Source organism: Pseudomonadales bacterium (assembly GCA_013215025.1).
Classification (GTDB): domain Bacteria; phylum Pseudomonadota; class Gammaproteobacteria; order Pseudomonadales; family DT-91; genus DT-91.
Window position 1 is genome coordinate 13,977 of the sequence record JABSRR010000024.1, and the last position, 21,508, is coordinate 35,484.

The following is a 21,508-nucleotide window of genomic DNA, read 5'->3' on the forward strand; positions in this document are numbered from 1 at the left end:
TGTTGCTAGATTCTATGGGAAAAATTAGATTTTTACTCGCCGCGTCGGTTGTTGTTTATCATAGCCACGCGATTCTAGGCTTTGAGTTTGTAGGTGGAAAAATAGCAGTTGAGCTGTTTTTTATTATCTCAGGCTTTTACATTGCGATGATTTTGGCGCAAAAATATCAACAGCAGTTTTGGGTATTTTTCAGTAATCGACTGCTGAAAATTTTCCCTTGCTACTGGTTAATTGCTGGCATTTCAGCGCTACTCTATGCCTTGGTAGTAAACCTTAATATCATCCCTGAATTTACTGCTGCTTGGCAGCAGCTTGATGGCCGAAATTTTATATTATTCATGCTCAGCAATATTTTTATTATTGGTCAGGATATTTTTATGTTCACCGGGCTTGATCCTGAGACTCAGCAGTTTTATTTTGCCCCCGCATTTCACAGCAATCAGCCGGGTGTTTTACACTTTTTATTTGTTCCTCAGGCTTGGTCAATCTGTTTAGAGTTTTGTTTTTATGCTATCGCACCATTTGTTGTACGGCGACGATTGGTTGTGATTCTGAGCCTACTCACGCTCAGTCTGTTAATTCGTTTCAGCTTATTTTATAAAGGCTATTATGATGACCCCTTTAGCTACCGTTTTTTTCCGAGTGAATTATGCTTTTTCTTACTTGGCGTATTAAGCTTTCGAGCTTACCAACAAGGCTGGATAATCTCATCTACTCTGATATCTAGGCTGTCAATTGTAATCTTCTGCCTATTAATTTTGGGGTTAAAAAATATTATTGCTCAACCCAGTGAGTGGATCAGCTGGGTGATTTATATCTCTTTTGCAGCACTGTTGCCGACATTTTTTAACGCGGAGAAATCCAATAGATTTGATCGATTTATCGGTGAATTATCATACCCGATCTATATATCGCATGTAATGATCATTTTTATGATAAGACCGTTTATACAAACCGAGCTATGGCAATATCGAGGTCTAATAACGTTATTATTAAGTACCATATTGGCCATGATCTTAGTGAAATATCTTATGCAACCCATTGATCGTATTCGCCAACAGCGCGCTGAGCTTTAATTACCGTAAACTTAAGCTCAGCAACCTAACATCAGCGATTAAACGTCAGCGCCTAAACATCAGCTGTTCAAGCACCAAACCAGCGTTTATCTTTGGTTTTTCGAATCTCTTTTTCGGCAGACCACTCTAGCAAGCCGGTCTCAAGGTGTAGCAGTTTAAGTGTGAACTTATAATACACATCGGTAGTCACGCCCTCTCTTTTTACAATCGAAGACATATTGCCATATAGCATATATTCGGCACCTAGCTGCTGACCGAAGCGGGCAGCCATATCGGGATTAACCATGCCAGAGGAATTTTGAAAATTCATTTGCGCTTTTACCTGATTGGCAACCGTCATATCAACAAATCGATACTTGCCGGAGTTAAGCAGCTTAGACTGGATAGTATCGGTAATACTCTCCATATCAATTTGCTCACTGGTTTTATTCTTCACGCGGTCAACAAATAAAATAGGTCGCTTAGACGCTGTTATCTGCACCATCGGCGGAAACATGAGTAAGTCATCAACCATTTTCGCAGCGATAGTTTGTAAATCGGTTGAGCCAAAGTCAGTATTGACGGTTTCAACGCCCTGCGCATCACCATATTGCGTTGACACACTCGAACAAGATTGCAAAAGCAAACAACATATCGACAGTGTGACGAGGTATAGTGGCTTGATCATTAATTCTCTCCCTATTCCTTAATATAAATTTTCGTGCCTAACACGGAGCTGTTTGGCGCCGTTACTTGAATGGCGGTAGTCTCTTTCGGGCTTAAGGTAACTGGTGTCCATGGGCGACCATCTTTTGCGACTTCAAATTTGTCGGCATCAAAAAACTTAAACTTGTATTGGAATTTCACCACATCTTTGGTTTTATTGGTTAAGTCTACCGAGAACTGCAGCATGTCATACTTACGCCTTGTTCTAGGCTCACCTACTTTGATATATCGACTCATACTGGAGTTTTCATATTCGACATATGGCTTTTCTTCATTACTCCCGCAAGCCAGTAATAAACTGAACACAGATAGCATAGCGCATAATTTCAACCGCATAATTTCCCTCTTATAGACTGTATTGATTAACCACAAATTGAGAGCCTGTATCGACGACCCGAATTAGATACGATCGACCAGGCTCGGCATTAAACTGCAAGGTTTGACTAAGATTAGCGCGTGTGAGCACCACTGAGTGTTTACCAAGTTCAAGCGGCTGGTAGTAATTTTGCACATTGTCTGGCAAGGTAAGCCAGCTGCGCAGATCAGCCTGTTCCGAAACTATATTATAGATTGAGGCTAGGAATCCACCTAACTCATTCTGCTTTTGTATTTTTTGCTGCATTTCAAATTTTGATTTTGCTCTTAAGAATTGTCGCAATACAATACCAGGCATGTCCTCTTCTAACGACTTGATCGCTAGCTTTGAAATATCGCTTAGCATAGACGCATTCACTGCTGGCTGCGCATCAACCTGAATCTGTAAACTTGGTCGATTGATGGTGCGTCGAGCTCGATAATAAGGCACTGAAACAGAAAAATACGTATCGTATTCAAAGCTCGGCAGTGATAAATTAAAGCTTTGTTTATTCGCCACAAAGCCCTGCTCATAAACAATAAATAAATGTGCCTTAGCGCTCACTAAGCCGGCATCAGCGCGTTGAATGCCAGCTCTTATATAACGGTTATTTGGTGCCAGCGCAGCCGCTTTTTTGTAGTCGACTAATGCCGCATTCCAGTCACGCTGAGCTTCCCAAAGAATCGCGCTAACAAAGTACACATAGGCATTTAACAAGGAACTGCCAACGCCGCTGGTGGCGTTTTGCATCGCAGCAAACTCTGGTGAACCAGACCAGGTTTGATCATTTAATTGCTGCTTACGCGACTCTTTGGCAATCGTCTGACTATTTTTTGCATTTTGATTTTCTAGCCGACGTTGTTCGATAGCCGCTTGGCGTAATTCAACGGATGCCGCCTCTAATTTTGCGGTCGACAAATAATTAAACGCTTGAAATAAATTTAACAAAATTCGCTCGTAAGCATCGCCTGTGTAAGGTATGGCATTATCATTACTGATCACCGCCACCCCTTTAGCTGATATGTCACTGGCAGATATGATGGCGCGATCATCAAGTTGTCGATAAAACCCTTTGGCAACATCTGCCGCGGCCTGACTGGTACTCACATCTTGATTTAATTGCGCGATACGCATTAATTCTTGTGCATACAGCAAACCATCTGCCGAACGAAGTTTGGCTTGCAGGTCATTCGCAAGCTTATCAGAGGAACCGCTAACGATGGCTTGACGAAACTTTTGCGCCTGCACTGGGTAGGGTAAGAATACTGATGAACTCGCGCAGCTGAGCAAACAAAAGCTGATACTCAGTAATATAACGCGCTGCCACAGCGTTGAAAGACGTCCCATGCTCAATCCCTTGCCATTATCCATTAAAGCTGCGCGATAAATTGCTGCCAAATAGTTTCTACTTTTAATTCAGCTAAACACAGCGGCTGCGATTGCGCATTATTTTTAGCGCAGCTGCGTCGGTAACATGGCTGACAATCGATCAGCTCAGCTGAGGTCATCTGCATCGCATGCGGTCCTGTGGCAGCAATCAATGCAGGGTCTGTGGGGCCATAAACGGTTACAGTTGGCTTCGCCAAAGCCGCGGCAATATGTGCCAAGCCGGTATCATTGCAGATAGCCCCCTCACTGTGCTGCAACAATACGGCAAGAGCTGACAGTGATAAGCGAGGCAATACCGTTGCATAATCAAGCCCGGCCGCTAATCTTAGGCAGCGCTGCTGTTCTGACTGACTACCCCAAGGCATCAAGACTTGATAACCCTGCTCGTTGGCCTGCGCCAATAGTAAACGCCAATGCTGCTCAGGTAAGCACTTTGTCGCCCAGCTAGCATTCGTCACAAAGACTAAAAAAGGCTTATCCGGCAAAGCTATGCTGAGTGCATCAGCGTGCAATGCAGTGAGGCCAAAATTGATATCGCCAGTAACTGTATAGCCAAATGCATCTGCACATAAATGTCGCAGCCGTTCAATTGCCAGCTGATTGCGCGGTGCTGATATGGCTACATCATAGGCTAAGTAAGCCGGCTTTTCGCGCACCGAAGCCTTATCTGCGCCGATCCGCTTACCTTTCGCTATGCGGGTAACCAATGCCGACTTGAGATTACCTTGTAAATCTAAAACAACGTCATACTGCTGCCGCCTGATTTGCTTCAGAGTTTGCCTAATATCGCCCGAAACCAGACTCTGCCAGATACGCCTTTTCCAACGCCGATGCGCAGTGGGAATCACCTGATTGATCGCAAAATGCCATGCCGGCACTTCAGCAAAGCCCTCATCAACAACCCAGTCGATAATAGCGTTCGGATAGTGCTGCGCAATATCGCTAATAGCTGGCAGCGCCTGCACCAGATCGCCCATCGAGCTTAGCTTAACAATTAGAATTCGCATACAGTGATAGTAGTTCGATATTCACTGAATAAAAAAACCGAGCTTTTGCTCGGCTTTGCTAAGATGACTGCTAGTATTCAGCATTATGATAGACACGCTGCACATCATCTAGAAAATTCAGCATGTCTAAGAATTTCTCAAACATCTCAACATCATCGCCCGTAATCGGATGCGAAGCGTGCGGCACAAATTGAATTTCATCAACTTCAAATTCACTTATACCCGCCTCATCAGTTAAGGCATGACGTGCTTTAGCGTATTCGGTATGCGGTGCAAACACCGTGATTTTACCGTCTTCGTTTTCGATATCCGTCACATCCACATCAGCCATCATCAGCGCCTCTAGGATCGCCTCATCGTCATCACCTTTAAACACAAAGATCGCCGCATGGTCAAAAGAATGCGCGCAAGTACCCTGAGTACCAATTTTTGACTTAGTTTTGGTAAAGCATTGACGCACATCGCCAAAGGTACGGTTTGAATTATCCGTTAGACATTCGATAATCACCATAGCGCCACCCGGCCCAAAACCTTCATAACGAGCAGGATCAAAATCTTCTCCTCCTGCGCCTGTGGCTTTATCAATGGCCTTTTCAATCACATGGCTAGGTACCTGGTCTTTTTTGGCCCGATCCATGAGCGCACGTAGGGCTAAATTACCATCTGGGTCAGCTCCGCCAGATTTAGCGCAAACATATATTTCGCGACCATATTTGCTATAAACCTTTGCTTTCATATCAGAGGTTTTGGCCATCGACTCTTTACGGTTTTGGTAGGCTCGACCCATAGTGCTCTCGTATTTTGTAATTTAATGAATTGTCTAATTTTAGCTTGAAGCGTACACGGTGTGAAGAATCAGTTTGCGTCAATCTTGCTAAAACGCTCTGAATGCCATCGGTAAAAGTTCAACGGCTGCGGGGCATCCAGCCAGATTTGACTGACTCGACCTGCTGCATTCAATGCTTTAATGGTTATAGCAATATGCTCTGCGACAGTAACAGTCTGGCCTATGCGAAACGGCTGGCGCGCTTCATTGCGCATCAGTACGTCGTCTGCATCAAAAATGCCATCAGCATGACTAAGCTGGTATCGCCAAACTGTCTCCGATGATAAACGCTGAAGATCTAGCTGAGACCGAGAAGATATATTTAATAATAATTTAGGAATCGCTTGCTGTTGATAAAGTGATATTGGACTGAGATATGCAGCAATAAATACTGGCATGCCTAAAGTCACGATATATTGTTGCTGTGGCAGTTGTCGAACTGCGGACTCAGCAGGACTAGCTAACAATTTAGGTGCATACGACATCGGTATTAACACCATCGCCGACACCATTAAATGCCCAGCCAGAAGCAACAGCGCTAATGGGGTTAACACCAGACGGGTGCTTAGATTTAAATGCTGCTCCCTAGCATGGGCTAATGTTTGTAAGATGCGATAGCAACAATCAGCCAGCAATATCGAACTGCCGATACTGGCAAACAGTAGATTACGCTCCTGTATTTCTGCACTCAGCACCGGAAAAATAGCCAACAGCATAATACTTAGTGCAGCAATATTGTGTCGCTGCCTAAACACTGCCACATACAGCACACTGGCAAATAATAGCAAGGCACCCAGCAATACGTTGAGCGATTGCAAGGCGGGAATATGATACAAAGGCAGAGGGTTCAGCAAGATCGAAACCGCCATCGCGAATCGCTCAGGCAGTTGTGACAGATAAAAGCGCAACTCGGACACAGGGTCTGCATAGTATGCAAGATTACCACGTGCGCCGAAATCTGAGCCTTGATATAGCCAAAGCCAGGCGATAAACACCAGCAACGCTATAAACATTAGAACAGCCATAGGCCTCACCGAGCGTGCTTCAGACGGAATAGCGATAATGCTTGCCAACAATAGCACGCCACTGCAGATACCCAACTCTCCAGACATAAATGCGGCCAGCAAAAAAATCACGAATAGCGCGGTGCGTTTTGCACATAACATCGCGCCTTGTGACAGGCTAATGAATTGATTGGCGGCCAACAAGCTAAACGCCGTTGCCATGATAGCGTTGCGATTTGCCAACCACGCTAAACTAAATCCATGCGTCGTATCTAAGGCAAAAAACAGTAAACTAAATGCCAGCAGTTGCGGTGGCAAAATAGTCTTAAACCACTGCTTAAGGCCCCACAGCAATAAGGCAAACCAGAATAATGAATGCAGATGCATCAGCCAGGGCTGCTTAAGCCAGCGATAATCAAGCCAATGTGTTAGCTCAGCCAATGGACGCCAGAACACCATATGAAACGTTTCTACAGTCCACCATGGCAGTACCGATTGTGCCATTAGCTGTTGCCGTCTCGCTGCGTCTTCGGTGACAAAAGTAAATAGATTTGCCACCGTGGGCGTATCTGGCTGAAGAATGGTTTCAGGCGCCAGATCCTGCAGAATCACCGCATGACTATAATCATCAGCAAACAAACCGGCAGCCAGGCTTGGTAATACCATGATCACAGCCAATATAAGCGGCCATTTAGCATCTAATGCAACGACGCGATTCAATAATGCTGAAAACAGACGAGTCAACGTCGCTAGCTCCTTGTAGTGTATGATTTGCCCAATGATTGGCTCGGCAAGATGCGAATATCGTTCTGATCATTTAATAAATCGACGACACGGCTTTTTATTCAACCGAGGGGGTGATGGTGCCGTTGCAGCCGATAGTTAAAAGCTTTAAGCTGCTACTTTAACATAGCCTGCGTATTAAAAATCAACCGCAAGATTGAAACAATAACAAGCCTTACAACGCGACCATATGTCAAGCTCAGACGCTGTCAACCCGAATACATCTCCACACGCCGCAAAACATCTGATTGATGTTTTATATTATTGGGCACAGCACAGCCCTTCGCATGAAATGCTGCGTTTTTACCCGCAAGGCGAAGTCAGTGAAAGCTACCAAAGCCGCACTTTTTTGCAATTTTATCAACGTGTCTACAGCATTGCTAAAACCATAGAAAACCAGCGCGGCGAGCGTGCTATTTTATTTTACCAGTCAGGCATCGGCTTTTTAGAAAGTTTATTTGCCTGCTTTATGGCTGGCGTCACTGCGGTGCCGGCCTACCCGCCGCGCAAAAACCAAAATTTAGATCGTATCACTGCCTTATTTGATGACTGTGCGCCGAGCATTATTCTCTCAGCCGACGGTATACAAGCGCAATCTGCACAGGCGCTGGCACAAATATATGTCAGCAGACCCGAGCTTGAAACACTACCATGGCTTAACACCGACACTGTCAGCCTAGAAGGGTTGCAGCATGTCTCCGAGACAACTATTGATCTTGGATTAATCCAGCCAGAGCATATCGCGTTTTTGCAATATACCTCCGGTTCAACCGGCACCCCCAAAGGGGTTATGGTGAGCCACCACAATCTGATCAGCAATATTCGTATGGCCGAGCATAATTTTGCCCTGCCTAACGACACGCGCTGCATATCTTGGCTGCCACTGTTTCATGATATGGGCTTAATCGGTGCAGTGATGATGCCAATGTACTGGGGTGCAGGTTCTTGGCTAATGCCGCCCGCTGCCTTTTTACAAAAGCCAGTGCGTTGGCTGCAGCTGCTCAACGAGGCTGGCAAAACGTCCCATGTTGCCTCCGCCTCACCTAACTTTGGCTATCAACTCTGCATCGACCAAATCAGTGATGCGCAGCTTGAGGGTATCAATTTGTCAAACTGGTGCTTTGCTTTGAATGGCGCCGAACCGATTCGACCCGATACAGTTCAAGGCTTCATTCAACGCTTTGCCGATTATGGCTTCTCAGAAGCCGCGATGGGGCCATCTTACGGCATGGCGGAATGCACACTGCTAGCAACAACGAGACGGCAAAACCCGATAGCATCCATTGACGTCAACACCTTGTCGCTAAGCCAAGATCAACTAAAGCAAAGTAGCAGCCGCTCAGTATCAACCACCAGCCTTAACAGCTCCGGCAGCTCCTGTAGCGAACAAATATTACGCATTGTCGAACAAGGCAAGATTGTCGCTGACGGACAGGTCGGTGAGATTTGGCTCAAGGGCGAGCATATCGCTCAAGGTTACTGGCAAAAACCTGAGCTTAACGCAGCAACCTTTGCTGCTTATGCAGTAGGTGATGATGGCGAGGAAGGCCCTTTTTTACGCACCGGAGATCGCGGCGCGCTCGTAAACGGCGAACTTTATATCACCGGCCGCAGCAAAGATATGTTAGTTATACGCGGTCGAAATTTATACCCACAAGATATCGAATACACCGCATCACACGCCAGTGAAAGTTTTCAAGTGGATGCTGCCGCTGCATTTTCTATTACTGAGGCTAATGACGAAAAGCTGGTAGTAGTGCAAGAAGTGGCAAGGCAACAGCGCAAAAACTTTGATGCAGTAAATGCCGCTAGCATAATTCGCAAGGCTATAGCGCGCGAACACGGTGTTGAAGTTGCTCATATAGCTTTTATTCGTTTTGCCAGCATCGCGAAAACCTCGAGCGGCAAAATACAGCGTTTCAAATGTAAAGAGCTTTACCTGAACAAACAGCTACGCCTTATCGATGACTGGCATATAAAAGCGCCCACTGCCGACTCAGACAAAACCGCGATCGCATTACCAGAGCCCAGTCAGCTTTTCGCAAACCCGATCAATGCCCATAAAATACTTAATCGCTTTATCCAACAATTTATTGCTTTACGACTATCGGTAGATACAGACGCCATCTCTATACATGAAAGCCTGCAGGCCAGTGGCTTAGATTCTATCGATATCATCCAGCTCTCTGCAGCCCTTGAGCGCCAGCTTGATTGCCAATTAGACCACCAGTTATTTATTGACAGTGAGAATATTGACCAGCTTAGTCAAGTCGTTCTTCAGGCCGTATTGAACCATGCTTCAGCTGACACACCACAAACTTTAGCGGCCACAGGCATAAACTTACCAGAACAGACTTTCCCTGTTAGTATAAGCCAGGCTGCAATGTTCAGTGCGCAAAACGAAGAACCTGATAGTTATAACTTTAACCTCTTAGCGCTGGCTGAAATTAAGCAAGATATTTCTCAGCTGCAGATTGAGCAGGCCGCGAAACAACTACTACGAATGCATCCGGTACTAAGCGCTAGCTTTAAAACTCACAGTTTTGGCGACGCTAATATTACGCAAAATTATCAGCAGTCGCATATACAGCATGCCCTGCACATAGCGCAGTGTTTCAAAGCCGATAGAGAGATAGCGTTAAGCCATATCACCCTCAAGCCACAAGAAAATATCACCACATATGCAAGAGATTGGTCTCAGACAGCGTTTCATTTAGAACATGATGTGCTCGTTCGTCTGGCAATTATTCATCAAGCAGAACAGCGGTACCTAGCGATCTGCGCCCATCATATCGTATGTGACTTTATCGGCTTACATAATGTATTAAGCGACCTGCAGCATCTAATCCACAACCCTAATTATCAAGGCCAATCCAAGGTCTCTCAAGCAGCAGACTTCGCCCACATCAATCAAACGCAATTTACCCGTGTTGAGCAAGGCATTGCCTGTTTGAGCGAGCAAATCAGAGACACGTTTAGCCAAAACTTCAGCAACGTGAACTTCACAGGTTTTTCAACACGGCTGCAATCTCCCGATAAGCAATTTGGAGATCATCAGCGCTCAAACAAAGCGGCTGAACATACACTCAACTTAGATCGGAACTTGCTGAATCAACTTGAAAGCCAAGCAAGCCAGCATGGATATACGGTTTATCATTGGTGCCAAGCTATTTTTGCCTGTTTATGCGCCAGGCTTAATCAAGGCAAACAGTTTGTTATCACCACACCACTGGCAAACCGACACGGCAAAAGCTTGCAGGCAGCGGGTCATTTCACCAACCCTTTACCGCTCGCCTTCGATTTTAGCAAGCTCAAGTATTTCTCTGACATTCTGTCACAGACCAAACAAGCCAGCGATGCCTTATACAGCCTTCAAGATCTGCCAAGTGAATGGCTCAGCGACGCATTTGAAATCAATAGCAATATTGCCTTCTCATTTAATCGCGTTGACGATGAAGCACTAAGCGGTGAGCTATATCACAGACTGTTACTGGCCGAGCAACAAGGCCATACACATGACTTAGTGCTAACCGGCTTACACCAAAAAGCTGAAAGCTTGCAGCTAAACTGGCGTTACCGCAGCGAGTTAATAAGCCCTGAGAATATTCAGCGCCTGGCCAAGCTCTATCTTCAGCTATTGCAAGCATCTTTATCTGATGATGCCTTTGAGCCACTCAGCTTCAGGCTTTTAAGTGACGACGAGCTGGCCATCATCAAACAAAGCAATGCCACAGCCGCTCGCTTCGATGCTGACAATCTTGCCGCACAGTTTATCCAAGTGGCGCAAAAAAACCCTGAACATGTGGCCCTAATCATCCCTGCCTCCGTGCAGCAAAGTTTATCCCATGACGACAATCCAACCGTATTCGAGGACAAAGTCTTTAGCTATCAGGCCTTGCTCAGCTTAAGCGCTAGCGCACAGCAAAGTATGTTAAGGCTAAACTTACAGCAAGGTGAGCGTATTGCTTTATTTGTAGAACGTGATGAACATTACCTAAGTTTATTATTAGCGGGTTTAGCGTGCGGCTTATGCATAGTGCCTATTGATCGACAATTTCCTGAAGATCGGATCAACTTTATGCTAGATAGCGCAGATGTTAGCGCTATATTTTGCTATGAGGCAGATACAGCGATTTTTCAACATAGAAAAGTAATCAGTATCGAGGCCATCCACGAACAACAGCAAAGCGTAGAAAACGCTCAGCCACTGCATTGCCTTGCCACGCATCCGGAGTGCATTAATTTTATCTTTTTCACCTCCGGCTCAACAGGCAAACCAAAAGCCGTTCCGGTCACGCAACAAGCTGTTGCTCGCCTGACACACCATAACAAATTTTTCAGCATGCAAGCCGCTGAGCGTTGCCTTTTCGCGTCTAATATTTCATTTGATGCAACCAATATTGAAATCTGGCAGAGCTTATTAAACGCAGCGTGTCTGGTTGCGGTCGACAAACTTAGCTTTGCTTCACCACAGCTACTTGATCAAATTTTTCAGCGTTACAAGATTGATCACGCCTTTCTGACAACCGCGCTGTTTAATGTATTACTGGCTTACAAAGGCAATATATTCTCGCGCTTTACTACCTTGATGTTTGGCGGTGAAGCCTGTGATAACAGCAGCATCGAGATTTGCATTCAGCAAGGCAAACCGAAGCACTTACAACATTTATATGGTCCAACCGAGAACGGCTCGATCAGCACCTGCCAGCCGCTAACGATTAACAGTTTTCACAAAAATGCGCTAACAGCTATTGGCACCGCCACGGGCAATACTTCAGCATGGATTATCGATGCCTACAACAATCTTCAAATCCCTGGCGCACTCGGTGAAATCGTCCTCGGCGGCCCTGCGGTATCACCGGGCTATCTGACAGCAGCATCGGCTGATATGCGCTATAAGCAAAGTATAGATCAGCTTAACCAGGATAAGTTTACGCAAAAGCTTTTACCCGACAATATCTCGGCGCACCAACAATTTTACCGCACCGGGGATTATGCCTTTACCGACAGCCTAGGCAGCATTTATTTCGCCGGGCGCATCGATGATCAAATAAAAATTCGCGGTTTTCGGATTCAGTTAGGGGAAATTTTACAGCAGCTACTCAGTCTTGACGCCGTTAAACAAGCCACGGTCATCGTAGATGCCGAAAACGCTGATCATGCTGAAAAACAACTCATTGCTTACATAGTGCCGACAATTAAGGGAGACGAGCAAGAGATTGTTCGCGCTATTAGAACAGCGCTGACTGAAAAGCTGCCGCACTATATGCTGCCGCAGCATTATTTGCTGCTAGAAAACCTACCGCTTAATGCAAATGGTAAAATCAACAAAGCTCTATTACCCAAGCCCGAAAAACAAAACCAAGCGGCCAATATTGATCTCACGCAATTAACTCAAACTGAAGCTCTGTTACTGGATATATGGCAGACGCGTTGTAAGCTCAATGTTAGCAGTATTGATGATAATTTCTTTGAGCTCGGTGGTAGCTCATTANTTGCGGTGAAATTAGCTGCTGCGATTGAAGCGCAGTTAGGCGCGAGTAAAACACCGCGTTTAAAAGACATTATCAGCCAGGCAAGCTTAAGAGATTTAGCCAGCTTCATTGACCAATTAGCAAATTCAGAAGATAAATCAGCGGGTCATATCGACAGCAATAGCAATAATATTGGCAGCGGCGCCACCATCACATTAAGCGAAAACAGTGAGCATCCAGCGTCCATCAACCAACAGCGCCTATGGTTTTTGCAAGAGCTGAATAAAGACAGCTATAACTATAATATGCCCTTGCTACTGCAGTTTACAGATAGCATAGACCTGACAAAACTTAATAGCGCCTTAACCACACTATTAGGCAAGCATGCGCTTCTGCAATGTCATTTTATCGATCAAGCCGGTCAAGCCAGCTTATGCTACCAAAGGCACGAAAAAACAGCGCTGGTAAGCACAGCCGATATACAAGCTTACAGCAATCTGTCAGAACTGAATCAATCGATTGCAGCTTTCAGTCAACAAAGTTTTGATTTAAGCCAGGCGCCATTATTTAAAGTACAGCTTTGGCAAACGCATGATGGCACAATTGATATATTAGGTTTAAACATTCACCATATCATCGCCGATGGCTGGTCTGTTCAGCTTTTACTGGCTGAATTGGCCGAGCTGTATTTTAGCGCTGATAAGCACAGCATTGCCTCGCCTAATGCTGAAAACTGGGTAGATAGCAGTTACTTGCAGTTTGCGCAATGGCAGGCATCAGAGCAATATCAGCAACAATGCATGCAAGAGCTAAACTATTGGCAGCTCTATTTATCAGACGCTAGCAGCAGTTTAAATTTGCCACTCGACAAACCACGGCCGGCTATTTTTAGTGGCAAGGGCGCACGTCATACCTTCAGCTTTGAAGAACATGACAGTGCAGAGATTCGCAGCTTTTGCCAAGGGCAGAATATCAGCTTATTCAGTTTTCTAGCCGCCAGTTATCAACTGCTCTTGTCTCATTATTGTAATCAAGCAGATATCTGTATTGGCTTTCCTGTGCTTGGTCGAGAGCCATCGGCTTCGATGAGCGATGCATACCCAGGTTTAAATCATCAAAGCCTTCAGCAAAGCATCGGGCTATATGTCAATAATGTAGTATTACGCCGTCAATTTAATGCAGAACTGAGCGTTGCTGAGTTTTTACAGCAAAGCCAAACGGATACCGCCAACGCACTTAATAATCAATCCGTAGCCTTTGATAGAATCCTTGAGCATTGCAATATTGAGCGCAGCTTAAGTTATACCCCACTATTACAGGCAAGTTTTTCATTAGAAGAATATGAACTGGGCGCAAGTATTGAACAGCTATTTGGTCAGCAGGCCAAGATGCTGGATAACCATTGGCAGGTGGCTAAATATGACTTGCATCTCAGCTGTTATGCAAATAACAACTCAACGGCGATTACGGCACAGCTTGAATACAACCAAGACTTGTTTTTTTCTAATACTATTAGCCAATTATCCAGGCACTTTAAAGCCTTGACGCTAGCCATTGTTCACGCCGCGAGTAGCGATAAAGTGCAAAGCTTAGACTTTATTACTCAGCATGAACGCCAAGCATTAATCGGTGAGACGGGCTTTAATGCTACCGATTTCGATTACCCACGCTATCAGTACCTTCATGATATTATTGAAGACGTTGTTAGCCAGAGCCCAGAAGCTATCGCGGTAAGCGATGATAATCAGCAATTAAGTTATACGGCATTGAATCAAGCTGCTAATCAGCTGGCGCATTATTTACAGACGCAATTGATAAGCGCAGGCGATGTTATTGCGGTTCAAATGGAACGCAGTGTTGAGCTGTCGGTTGCACTGTTAGCGATATTGAAAACAGGCGCCTGTTATACCCCCCTGCTAACAGATACACCAACCAATCGCCTTAACTTTATTCTCGAAGAAGCAAAGGTTAAGCTGATTATTACCGAGCAGGCACTTGAGCCAAGCAGCATTGCACTTTGCCCTGTAGTTAAATTATCGGAGCTCGATCAATCAGGAGCACTAACATCTTTCAGTGTCGATAAGCCGGTTATCAACAAGCCAGCAGACACCCACCAGACAGGCGCTTTACTGAATATCATTTACACCTCAGGCTCAACGGGTAAACCAAAAGGCGTGATGGTGCCACAGCAAGGCATTATTAATCGCTTGCAATGGATGCAAAAAGCTTATCCATTGGATCAAAACGATATTATTCTGCAAAAAACTCCCTTTAATTTTGATGTCAGTGTGTGGGAATTATTCTGGCCGCTGATGTATGGCGCCTCACTCTATTTTGCCAAACCCGAGATGCACAAAGACCCAGCGTATATCGCTGATACTATTATCGATAAAGGCATTACCACGGTTCACTTTGTACCTTCGATGCTCAACGCCTTTAACCAAGTGGATAATGTAGCGGCGTGTAAAAGCTTAAAACGCGTGATTACTTCCGGTGAAGCTTTACAGCAGCAAGAGGCGCGCGACCTTCTTTCAACATTAAATGTAGAGCTGCATAATCTCTACGGTCCAACTGAAGCCTCGATAGACGTCAGCTTCTACCCTTGCATTGTCAACGAAACGCATAACAGCATTCCGATTGGTAAACCCATCGACAATACGCGACTTTATATACTGAATAAGGCGAAGCAGCTGTTACCAAAAGGGGCAATCGGTGACTTATATATTTCAGGCATTGGCCTTGCCGAAGGTTATCTAAATCGAGATAGCCTTAATCAACAAAGCTTTATTAGCAATCCGTTTAAACTTGCCGGTGATGATGCGCATTTTGATAGGCTTTATAAAACCGGCGATATTGCGCGCATCTTACACGATGAAAATATTGAGTACTTAGGCCGCAGTGATAACCAAATTAAGCTGCGTGGCCTGCGTATAGAGCTTAATGATATCGAAAGTAATTTGCTTAATATTAACGGCATTCAACAAGCCGTGGTGGTGCTGCAAACGATCCATCAAGAAGATCAGTTAGTCGCCTATTATGTTGCCGAAGCATCCAGCGATACAGATGCTGTGATACTCGATGATTCGCAGCTTCGCCAGCAGCTTAAAACACAGCTACCTGAGTATATGTTACCGTTCTGCTTCATTCCGCTTGAGCATTTTCCCTTAAGTGCTAATGGCAAGCTTGATCGTAAACAGTTACCGAGGGCAGAAGATTTAATCAGCACTCAGCCACGCTATGTTGCACCCGAAAACGAAACCGAAACTATCGTTGCCGGCTTCTTTGCTGAACTGCTAGGCATTGAACAAGTTGGCATTCACGACAATTTCTTCCTGTTAGGCGGCCACTCTCTTATCGCGACAAAATTAGCGGCTAAAATTCGCAGACATTTTGACTGCCCATTTGAATTAAAGCTAATTTTTGATCATCCAACCGTGCACGAAATAAGTTTGGCTATTATTGAGCAAACCATGGACATGTTAGGCTTGGACAGCCTTGAAGATTTGGATGACGACGATTTACTCGACCTGCTGGATGACCTATAAACTTAAGCCAGCCTTAAGTAGTTAACACTAAATAATTGCTGCGCATCCAGCCAGCTCTTTTCTAATACGAAGCCGGCCTGCGCTGCCAGAGCAGCAAAATCATCTAGCTTATATTTATAAGAGTTTTCGGTATGAATGGTTTCACCTTTGCTGAAGTGAATGGTTTGACCTGCGACATTAACGACTTGATGACATTCACTGTGCAAATGCATCTCGATACGCTGTAGTTGTTGATTATAAAAAGCCCTATGGCTGAACTTATCCAGCTGAAAATCGGCTTGAGCGATATGGTTAATATTCGCTAGAGCATTAACGTTAAAAGCAGCTGTAATGCCTTGCGCATCATCATAAGCAGGCTCAAGAATGCTTGTTGCTTTATGCAGGTCAACACCAATTAAAAGGCCGCCCTGCTGAGCATCTTTATCCCGTTGATCGCCCTGCAGCCACATTTTCAACATACAAAGAAAGGTCAAGGCCTGCATAGGCTGCATATTGCCAATGGTAGAGCCTGGGTAAAATATCACGCGTTTACCGCTGGGCAAATCATTTGGCATAGCTGGCATATTGGCAAAGTCGGCGCAAATCGCATACACATCTAAATCAGGAAACTGAATAGCTAGCTGTTCTGCCGAGTAATGTAAGAAATCGCTGGCTATATCTAGGCCAACATACGCTTTTGGCTTCACGCTATTGAGCAGCAATTTTACTTTTTCGCTGCTGCCGCTACCGGGTTCAATCATCACACATCCAGCGCCACAGTAGTCTGCAATCTCTGAGGCTTCTCGCATAAGAATACTGCGCTCTGTGCGCGTGGGATAATACTCAGGCAGCCCAGTTATTTTTTCAAATAGTTCCGAACCATAGGTATCATAAAAAAACTTAGGGCTCAGTGTTTTCTGTTGCTGCGTAAGGCCGGATAGAATATCTGCGACATCATCATTTGTCGCCGAATGACAATCCCAAAAGTATAAATTCGCGTGCCGACTAATCGCCTGCCCCAAAGATGATAAATTAATCAGCTCGGTGTTTTCTTGCTCAACTAATGCCTCGGCTACTAAATGACTATCCAATGTATCTAGCATCATGTTTCCTTTATTTTTATTTGGCCAATCGCAAACCCGTGAACTGCCACCTATCCTCAGGGTAGAAAAAATTTCGATAACTCGGGCGTGTATGGTTTTCAGGCGTCACACAGGACCCCCCTCGTAACACCCACTGATTACACATAAACTTACCGTTATATTCACCAAGCGCCCCATCAGCAATGACAAAACCCGGGTATGGTCTATAGGCACTTGAGGTCCACTGCCAGCGCTGATCATAAAGTTGCGATATTTGATCGCCAGCTTTTTGCACCGCATACTCCCATTCAAACTCAGTGGGTAGCCTAGCTTGTGACCATGTCGCGAAAGCATCTGCCTCGTATGCACTGATATGACAAACTGGCGCCTCTGGTACGAGTGGCTGCAAACCCGATAAACTATAGTATTGCCATGCGGAAGAAGCTGAGTCTCTCTGCCAATATAGCGGATGCTGCCAGTTGCTTGCTTGCACCTTAGCCCAACCATCAGACAGCCACAACTCTGCTCGCTGATAGCCGCCATCAGCAATAAAATCCATATAGGCCTGATTCGTCACCAGCTGGTTGGCAAGACTGAATGCTGCAATATATTGCTTATGCCTGGGCGACTCATTATCAAAGCTAAAATGCTCAACACTCGCATCCACACCCAGCTCAACAACCGCAGCGTCAAAGTGCAGCCAGCTATTGCAAGCTGCTTTAGGCAATATACTGCATTGCTCGTTTGATTCTGCGAACATTTTGGGTAGAAGTGGATTAAAGGCAAAGCAGAATTTTAGGTCGGTAAAAAATAATTCTTGATGCTGCTTTTCATGCTGAATACCTAAGCGACAACGAGCTATAATTTCGTCATATTGTGGATGCTCTTTTTGCTGTAGCAGCTGTAATATATGCCGATCAATATAATGGCGATAATCGATCACCTCTGCTAATCCAGGTCGAGAGAGTAAGCTGCGATGCGGCCTTGCATAAGGTTGACCCACTGCATTGTAATANGANTTAAATAGCGTCTCATATGCTGCATCAAAGACTTGATAGTCAGGGTAGAACTCNGCTAACACAAAAGTTTCATAAAACCAGCTGGTATGCGCGAGATGCCACTTGCCGGGGCTGGTAAAGTCAGCAGCTTGCAGGTTTAAGTCTTCGGCGCTGAAACCTTTACTCAGGCTTATAAACGCATCTCGACTGCGGCGAAAATCACTGCTTAGATCTATCAGCTGCAGTCGACTATTCATCTGCTGACTCCATCATAGCTATCGACGATAAAGCTTGGCAGTAACCGAGCACTTCTATCTCAGTTGCGCAGTAGCGTGTAAAGATCAGACCGCCAGCTACAGATACTTGATGAATCGTGAGCTCGGACTGCCGCCAATATGATGCTAAAACCCTTGCGGCAGAGCCAGTAGCCTGATCCTCTGCCACCGCAAACTGTGGCGCAAAATAACGCATTTCAACCACTGCATCGTTCAAGCGTCGACTGTAAATCACCGCATAAGCTGCATCAGCCAAATGCGCTAAGCTGGGGCGTTTTAGCAGGCTTAATTCACAATTATCTGGCCAGATCACAAGCATATAGCCGCCCTCGTCACCGGCTCGGGCACAGTCTATCGGCTGAACATCTGGCTGGCATGCGTTTAACCAAGATGGTGTTGCAGATGCAAAGAGCTGCAGCGGTTTAAAACGAAGGCGCACTTTATTGCCCTCAACATCACTGCTTAATAGACTTTCGCCCATTCTCAAGGTTAACGATGTGTTGGCATCTTGTAATAAACGCCGCTTAGACGCGGCGAGTAATCCATGACCACAGCATTGAATGGCCTTGCCGCGCTGATAACAGCTTACCCATAATTGTTGATTAGGCAGCCATTGGCAACAACAGATAGCTGAGTCAAATAAATCGGGTATCGCTTTCAGGATTGCTTGATAAACAGTAGCAGGATCTAACGAGACATCTATATCAGCGACAAGGCATAGATTACCTTTAGCAGCAAAGCTTGCATCACCAACAAAGCATTGAAAAGGCCGCAGCTGCGGCAAAGCCGTTTGCGAATCTACCGCGCTGAGTGACGGCGCAGCAGCATCACCCGTCTTGCAGTGAACTCCAATCCCTGATGGTATAGGCAAAACCAAACCCTGTGTTATGCAGTATTTATTTGAGTATCAGTATAGAACGAATTATTTAAAGAAGTCGAGCAACAGCGAGTGATATGGATTGACCAGCATGTCAGCGGCTGACGCCAAGCAATAACTGGTTTTTACTCAGCTAATTGCTCAGCAACGCTATCGAGCTTATCTTGCATACTTTGTGAACGGTCAACCCGGGTGCCTAGCTTAATCGTCGAGGTAATGCGAGGTGCGCCTTGCTGATGAACCGCCTCATGGCAAGCTTTTACAGCCGCCATGACTGCATCCCAGTCTCCCTCGATATTCGTACCATAGCTATGCATTTGATAATTGAGCCCGGTCGCAGCTAGGATTTTTTGACAGCTAGCAATATATGGTGAGAGAGAGACACCAACACCAAGCGGAATCAAACACAAATCAACCATTACCTGCATGGTAAAGTTCTCCTATAGCGGGCGATAAAAAAGGCGCTATCCGCGCCCTTTAAGTTTTGAAATATCGACTTGTTTATCAGCATGATAACTGGAGCGTACTAAAGGACCTGAAGCCACTGAAGCAAAACCCAGCTGCTCTGCAATTTGCGCAAGCTCATCAAATTCATCCGGGTGCACAAAACGATCAACCGGCAAATGGTTTCTGCTTGGCTGCAGATACTGACCCAAAGTTAACATATCAATATTGTGCGCGCGCATATCCTGCATTACCTGCACAACCTCCTGCTTGGTTTCACCAAGGCCAAGCATCAGGCCGGACTTGGTTAATACCTCAGGGCAGCGTTGCTTGTATTTTTTCAACAAGTCTAATGACCACTGATAATCGGAGCCTGGTCGAATCTTTTTGTACAGAGACGGCACCGACTCAAGATTATGATTAAACACATCTGGTGGCTCATCAGCTAAAATATCCAGTGCCACATCCATGCGGCCACGAAAGTCGGGGACTAAAACTTCAATATGCATATGTGGGCTGCGGCTGCGCATTTCTGCAATGCACTGGGCAAAATGATCCGCACCACCATCACGCAAGTCGTCGCGATCAACCGAAGTCACAACCACGTATTTTAAATTCATCTCCGCGCAGGCTTCAGCCAATTCACGTGGCTCATTAGGGTCAAGGGCTAATGGTCGCCCATGAGCAACATCACAAAACGGGCAGCGACGGGTACAAATTTCACCCATAATCATAAACGTGGCAGTACCGCCACTAAAACACTCGCCTAGATTAGGGCACTGCGCCTCTTCACAAACACTGGCCAGCTTGTGCTTGCGTAAGACACTTTTTATCCGGTTCACCTCTGGCGAAACAGGGATTTTTACCCGTATCCAATCAGGTTTTTTTGGTAACTCTTCGGTAGGAATTACTTTAACCGGAATGCGAGCCACTTTTTCAGCGCCGCGCAACTTTTCACCGGCGACCACTTTTTTCGGCTTTTTGTCGGATGTAATCATCTCGCTCATAGCTATACCAAAAACGAAAATGCCCACTCAACAAGCAGGCATTCCGTGTCATTTTTGTCAGTTTAATTAATACGCATTATACAATCATTCGGCGTATATCGGCCAACATTTGATTGAACATCAGCAGAAAACGGCCTGCATCCGCGCCATTCACGGCACGGTGATCATAGCTTAGGGAAACCGGCAACATCTTGCGCGGTAAAAACTCAGTGCCATTCCACTTTGGCTTCACCTCAAGCTTTGAGACGCCCAAAATTGCAACTTCTGGCGTATTCACTATCGGAGTAAAACCGGTACCACCCATTGGACCCAGGCTTGAAATACTAAAGCTTGCACCCTGCATTTCTTGTGGCTTAAGCTTGCGTTCCTTAGCTTTTTGCGCCAGTTCCGCTGTTTCAGCCGCCAACTCAAATAAAGATTTTTTATCGACATCACGAATTACCGGCACAACGAGCCCAGCCGGTGTATCCACCGCCATACCAATATGCACATACTGTTTATAGACGATGTTTTCGCCGTCAGCAGCCAGCGATGCATTGATTATTGGGTTAGCTTTCAAACATACCGCCAAGGCTTTCAATAAAAATGGTAAGGGGGTAATTTTCACACCCGCTTTTTCAGCATCGGCTTTCAGGCTAGCTCTAAAATCTTCTAGGTCGGTAATATCAATTTCGTCAAAGCC

General features: G+C 45.4%; 14 protein-coding genes. 2 read left to right on the top strand and 12 right to left on the bottom strand.

What is annotated here, in order from left to right:
* Window positions 1-14: 14 nt before the first annotated feature.
* A complete protein-coding gene (locus HRU21_03270) occupies window positions 15-1,076 on the top strand; it encodes an acyltransferase (GenBank protein ID NRA41311.1) in 1,062 nt (353 codons plus the stop codon).
* A 67-nt stretch (window positions 1,077-1,143) separates the two neighbouring features.
* On the opposite strand, the gene lpoB is transcribed toward HRU21_03270, so the two are convergent.
* The 6 genes from lpoB to HRU21_03300 all read right to left on the bottom strand — a co-directional run bounded on the left by lpoB (window position 1,144) and on the right by HRU21_03300 (window position 7,106).
* Complete coding sequence (lpoB, locus tag HRU21_03275) at window positions 1,144-1,743, bottom strand: penicillin-binding protein activator LpoB (GenBank protein NRA41312.1); 600 nt, start codon at window positions 1,741-1,743, stop codon at window positions 1,144-1,146.
* Window positions 1,744-1,754: 11 nt separating this feature from the next.
* Window positions 1,755-2,018 (bottom strand): DUF1425 domain-containing protein, encoded by a 264-nt coding sequence (locus HRU21_03280; protein NRA41313.1) that lies wholly within the window; start codon window positions 2,016-2,018, stop codon window positions 1,755-1,757.
* Window positions 2,019-2,127: 109 nt separating this feature from the next.
* Window positions 2,128-3,483, bottom strand: a complete 1,356-nt coding sequence (locus HRU21_03285) for a hypothetical protein (GenBank protein NRA41314.1) — start codon at window positions 3,481-3,483, stop codon at window positions 2,128-2,130.
* A 23-nt stretch (window positions 3,484-3,506) separates the two neighbouring features.
* Window positions 3,507-4,532, bottom strand: a complete 1,026-nt coding sequence (waaC, locus tag HRU21_03290; GenBank protein ID NRA41315.1) for a lipopolysaccharide heptosyltransferase I — start codon at window positions 4,530-4,532, stop codon at window positions 3,507-3,509.
* A gap of 70 nt (window positions 4,533-4,602) precedes the next feature.
* Window positions 4,603-5,319: a YebC/PmpR family DNA-binding transcriptional regulator gene (locus HRU21_03295; protein ID NRA41316.1), complete on the bottom strand. Its 717-nt coding sequence runs from the start codon at window positions 5,317-5,319 to the stop codon at window positions 4,603-4,605.
* A gap of 68 nt (window positions 5,320-5,387) precedes the next feature.
* Complete coding sequence (locus HRU21_03300; GenBank protein NRA41317.1) at window positions 5,388-7,106, bottom strand: hypothetical protein; 1,719 nt, start codon at window positions 7,104-7,106, stop codon at window positions 5,388-5,390.
* 229 nt (window positions 7,107-7,335) lie between these two features.
* Here HRU21_03300 and HRU21_03305 point away from each other — a divergent pair, with 229 nt between their 5' ends.
* The gene (locus tag HRU21_03305) at window positions 7,336-16,164 is read left to right on the top strand and encodes an amino acid adenylation domain-containing protein (protein NRA41318.1); all 8,829 of its coding nucleotides are present in this window, start codon (window positions 7,336-7,338) and stop codon (window positions 16,162-16,164) included.
* A 2-nt stretch (window positions 16,165-16,166) separates the two neighbouring features.
* Here the strand turns inward: HRU21_03305 and egtD are convergent, their stop codons facing one another.
* From egtD to HRU21_03335, 6 genes are all read right to left on the bottom strand, one after another.
* Window positions 16,167-17,246 carry an L-histidine N(alpha)-methyltransferase gene (egtD, locus tag HRU21_03310; protein ID NRA41319.1) on the bottom strand — a complete coding sequence of 360 codons (1,080 nt, stop codon included), beginning with the start codon at window positions 17,244-17,246 and terminating at the stop codon, window positions 16,167-16,169.
* A gap of 16 nt (window positions 17,247-17,262) precedes the next feature.
* Window positions 17,263-18,480 (bottom strand): ergothioneine biosynthesis protein EgtB, encoded by a 1,218-nt coding sequence (locus HRU21_03315; protein ID NRA41320.1) that lies wholly within the window; start codon window positions 18,478-18,480, stop codon window positions 17,263-17,265.
* Window positions 18,473-19,369 carry a PhzF family phenazine biosynthesis protein gene (locus HRU21_03320; protein NRA41321.1) on the bottom strand — a complete coding sequence of 299 codons (897 nt, stop codon included), beginning with the start codon at window positions 19,367-19,369 and terminating at the stop codon, window positions 18,473-18,475. Before HRU21_03320 ends, HRU21_03315 begins: the two co-directional genes overlap by 8 nt.
* Before the next feature lie 131 nt (window positions 19,370-19,500).
* Window positions 19,501-19,803 (bottom strand): MTH1187 family thiamine-binding protein, encoded by a 303-nt coding sequence (locus tag HRU21_03325; protein NRA41322.1) that lies wholly within the window; start codon window positions 19,801-19,803, stop codon window positions 19,501-19,503.
* Window positions 19,804-19,839: 36 nt separating this feature from the next.
* Window positions 19,840-20,826, bottom strand: coding sequence for a lipoyl synthase (gene lipA, locus HRU21_03330; GenBank protein ID NRA41323.1), 987 nt, complete (start codon window positions 20,824-20,826; stop codon window positions 19,840-19,842).
* Between the two features lie 76 nt (window positions 20,827-20,902).
* On the bottom strand, window positions 20,903-21,508 hold a 606-nt coding region (locus HRU21_03335; GenBank protein ID NRA41324.1), incomplete at its 5' end, for a 2-oxo acid dehydrogenase subunit E2.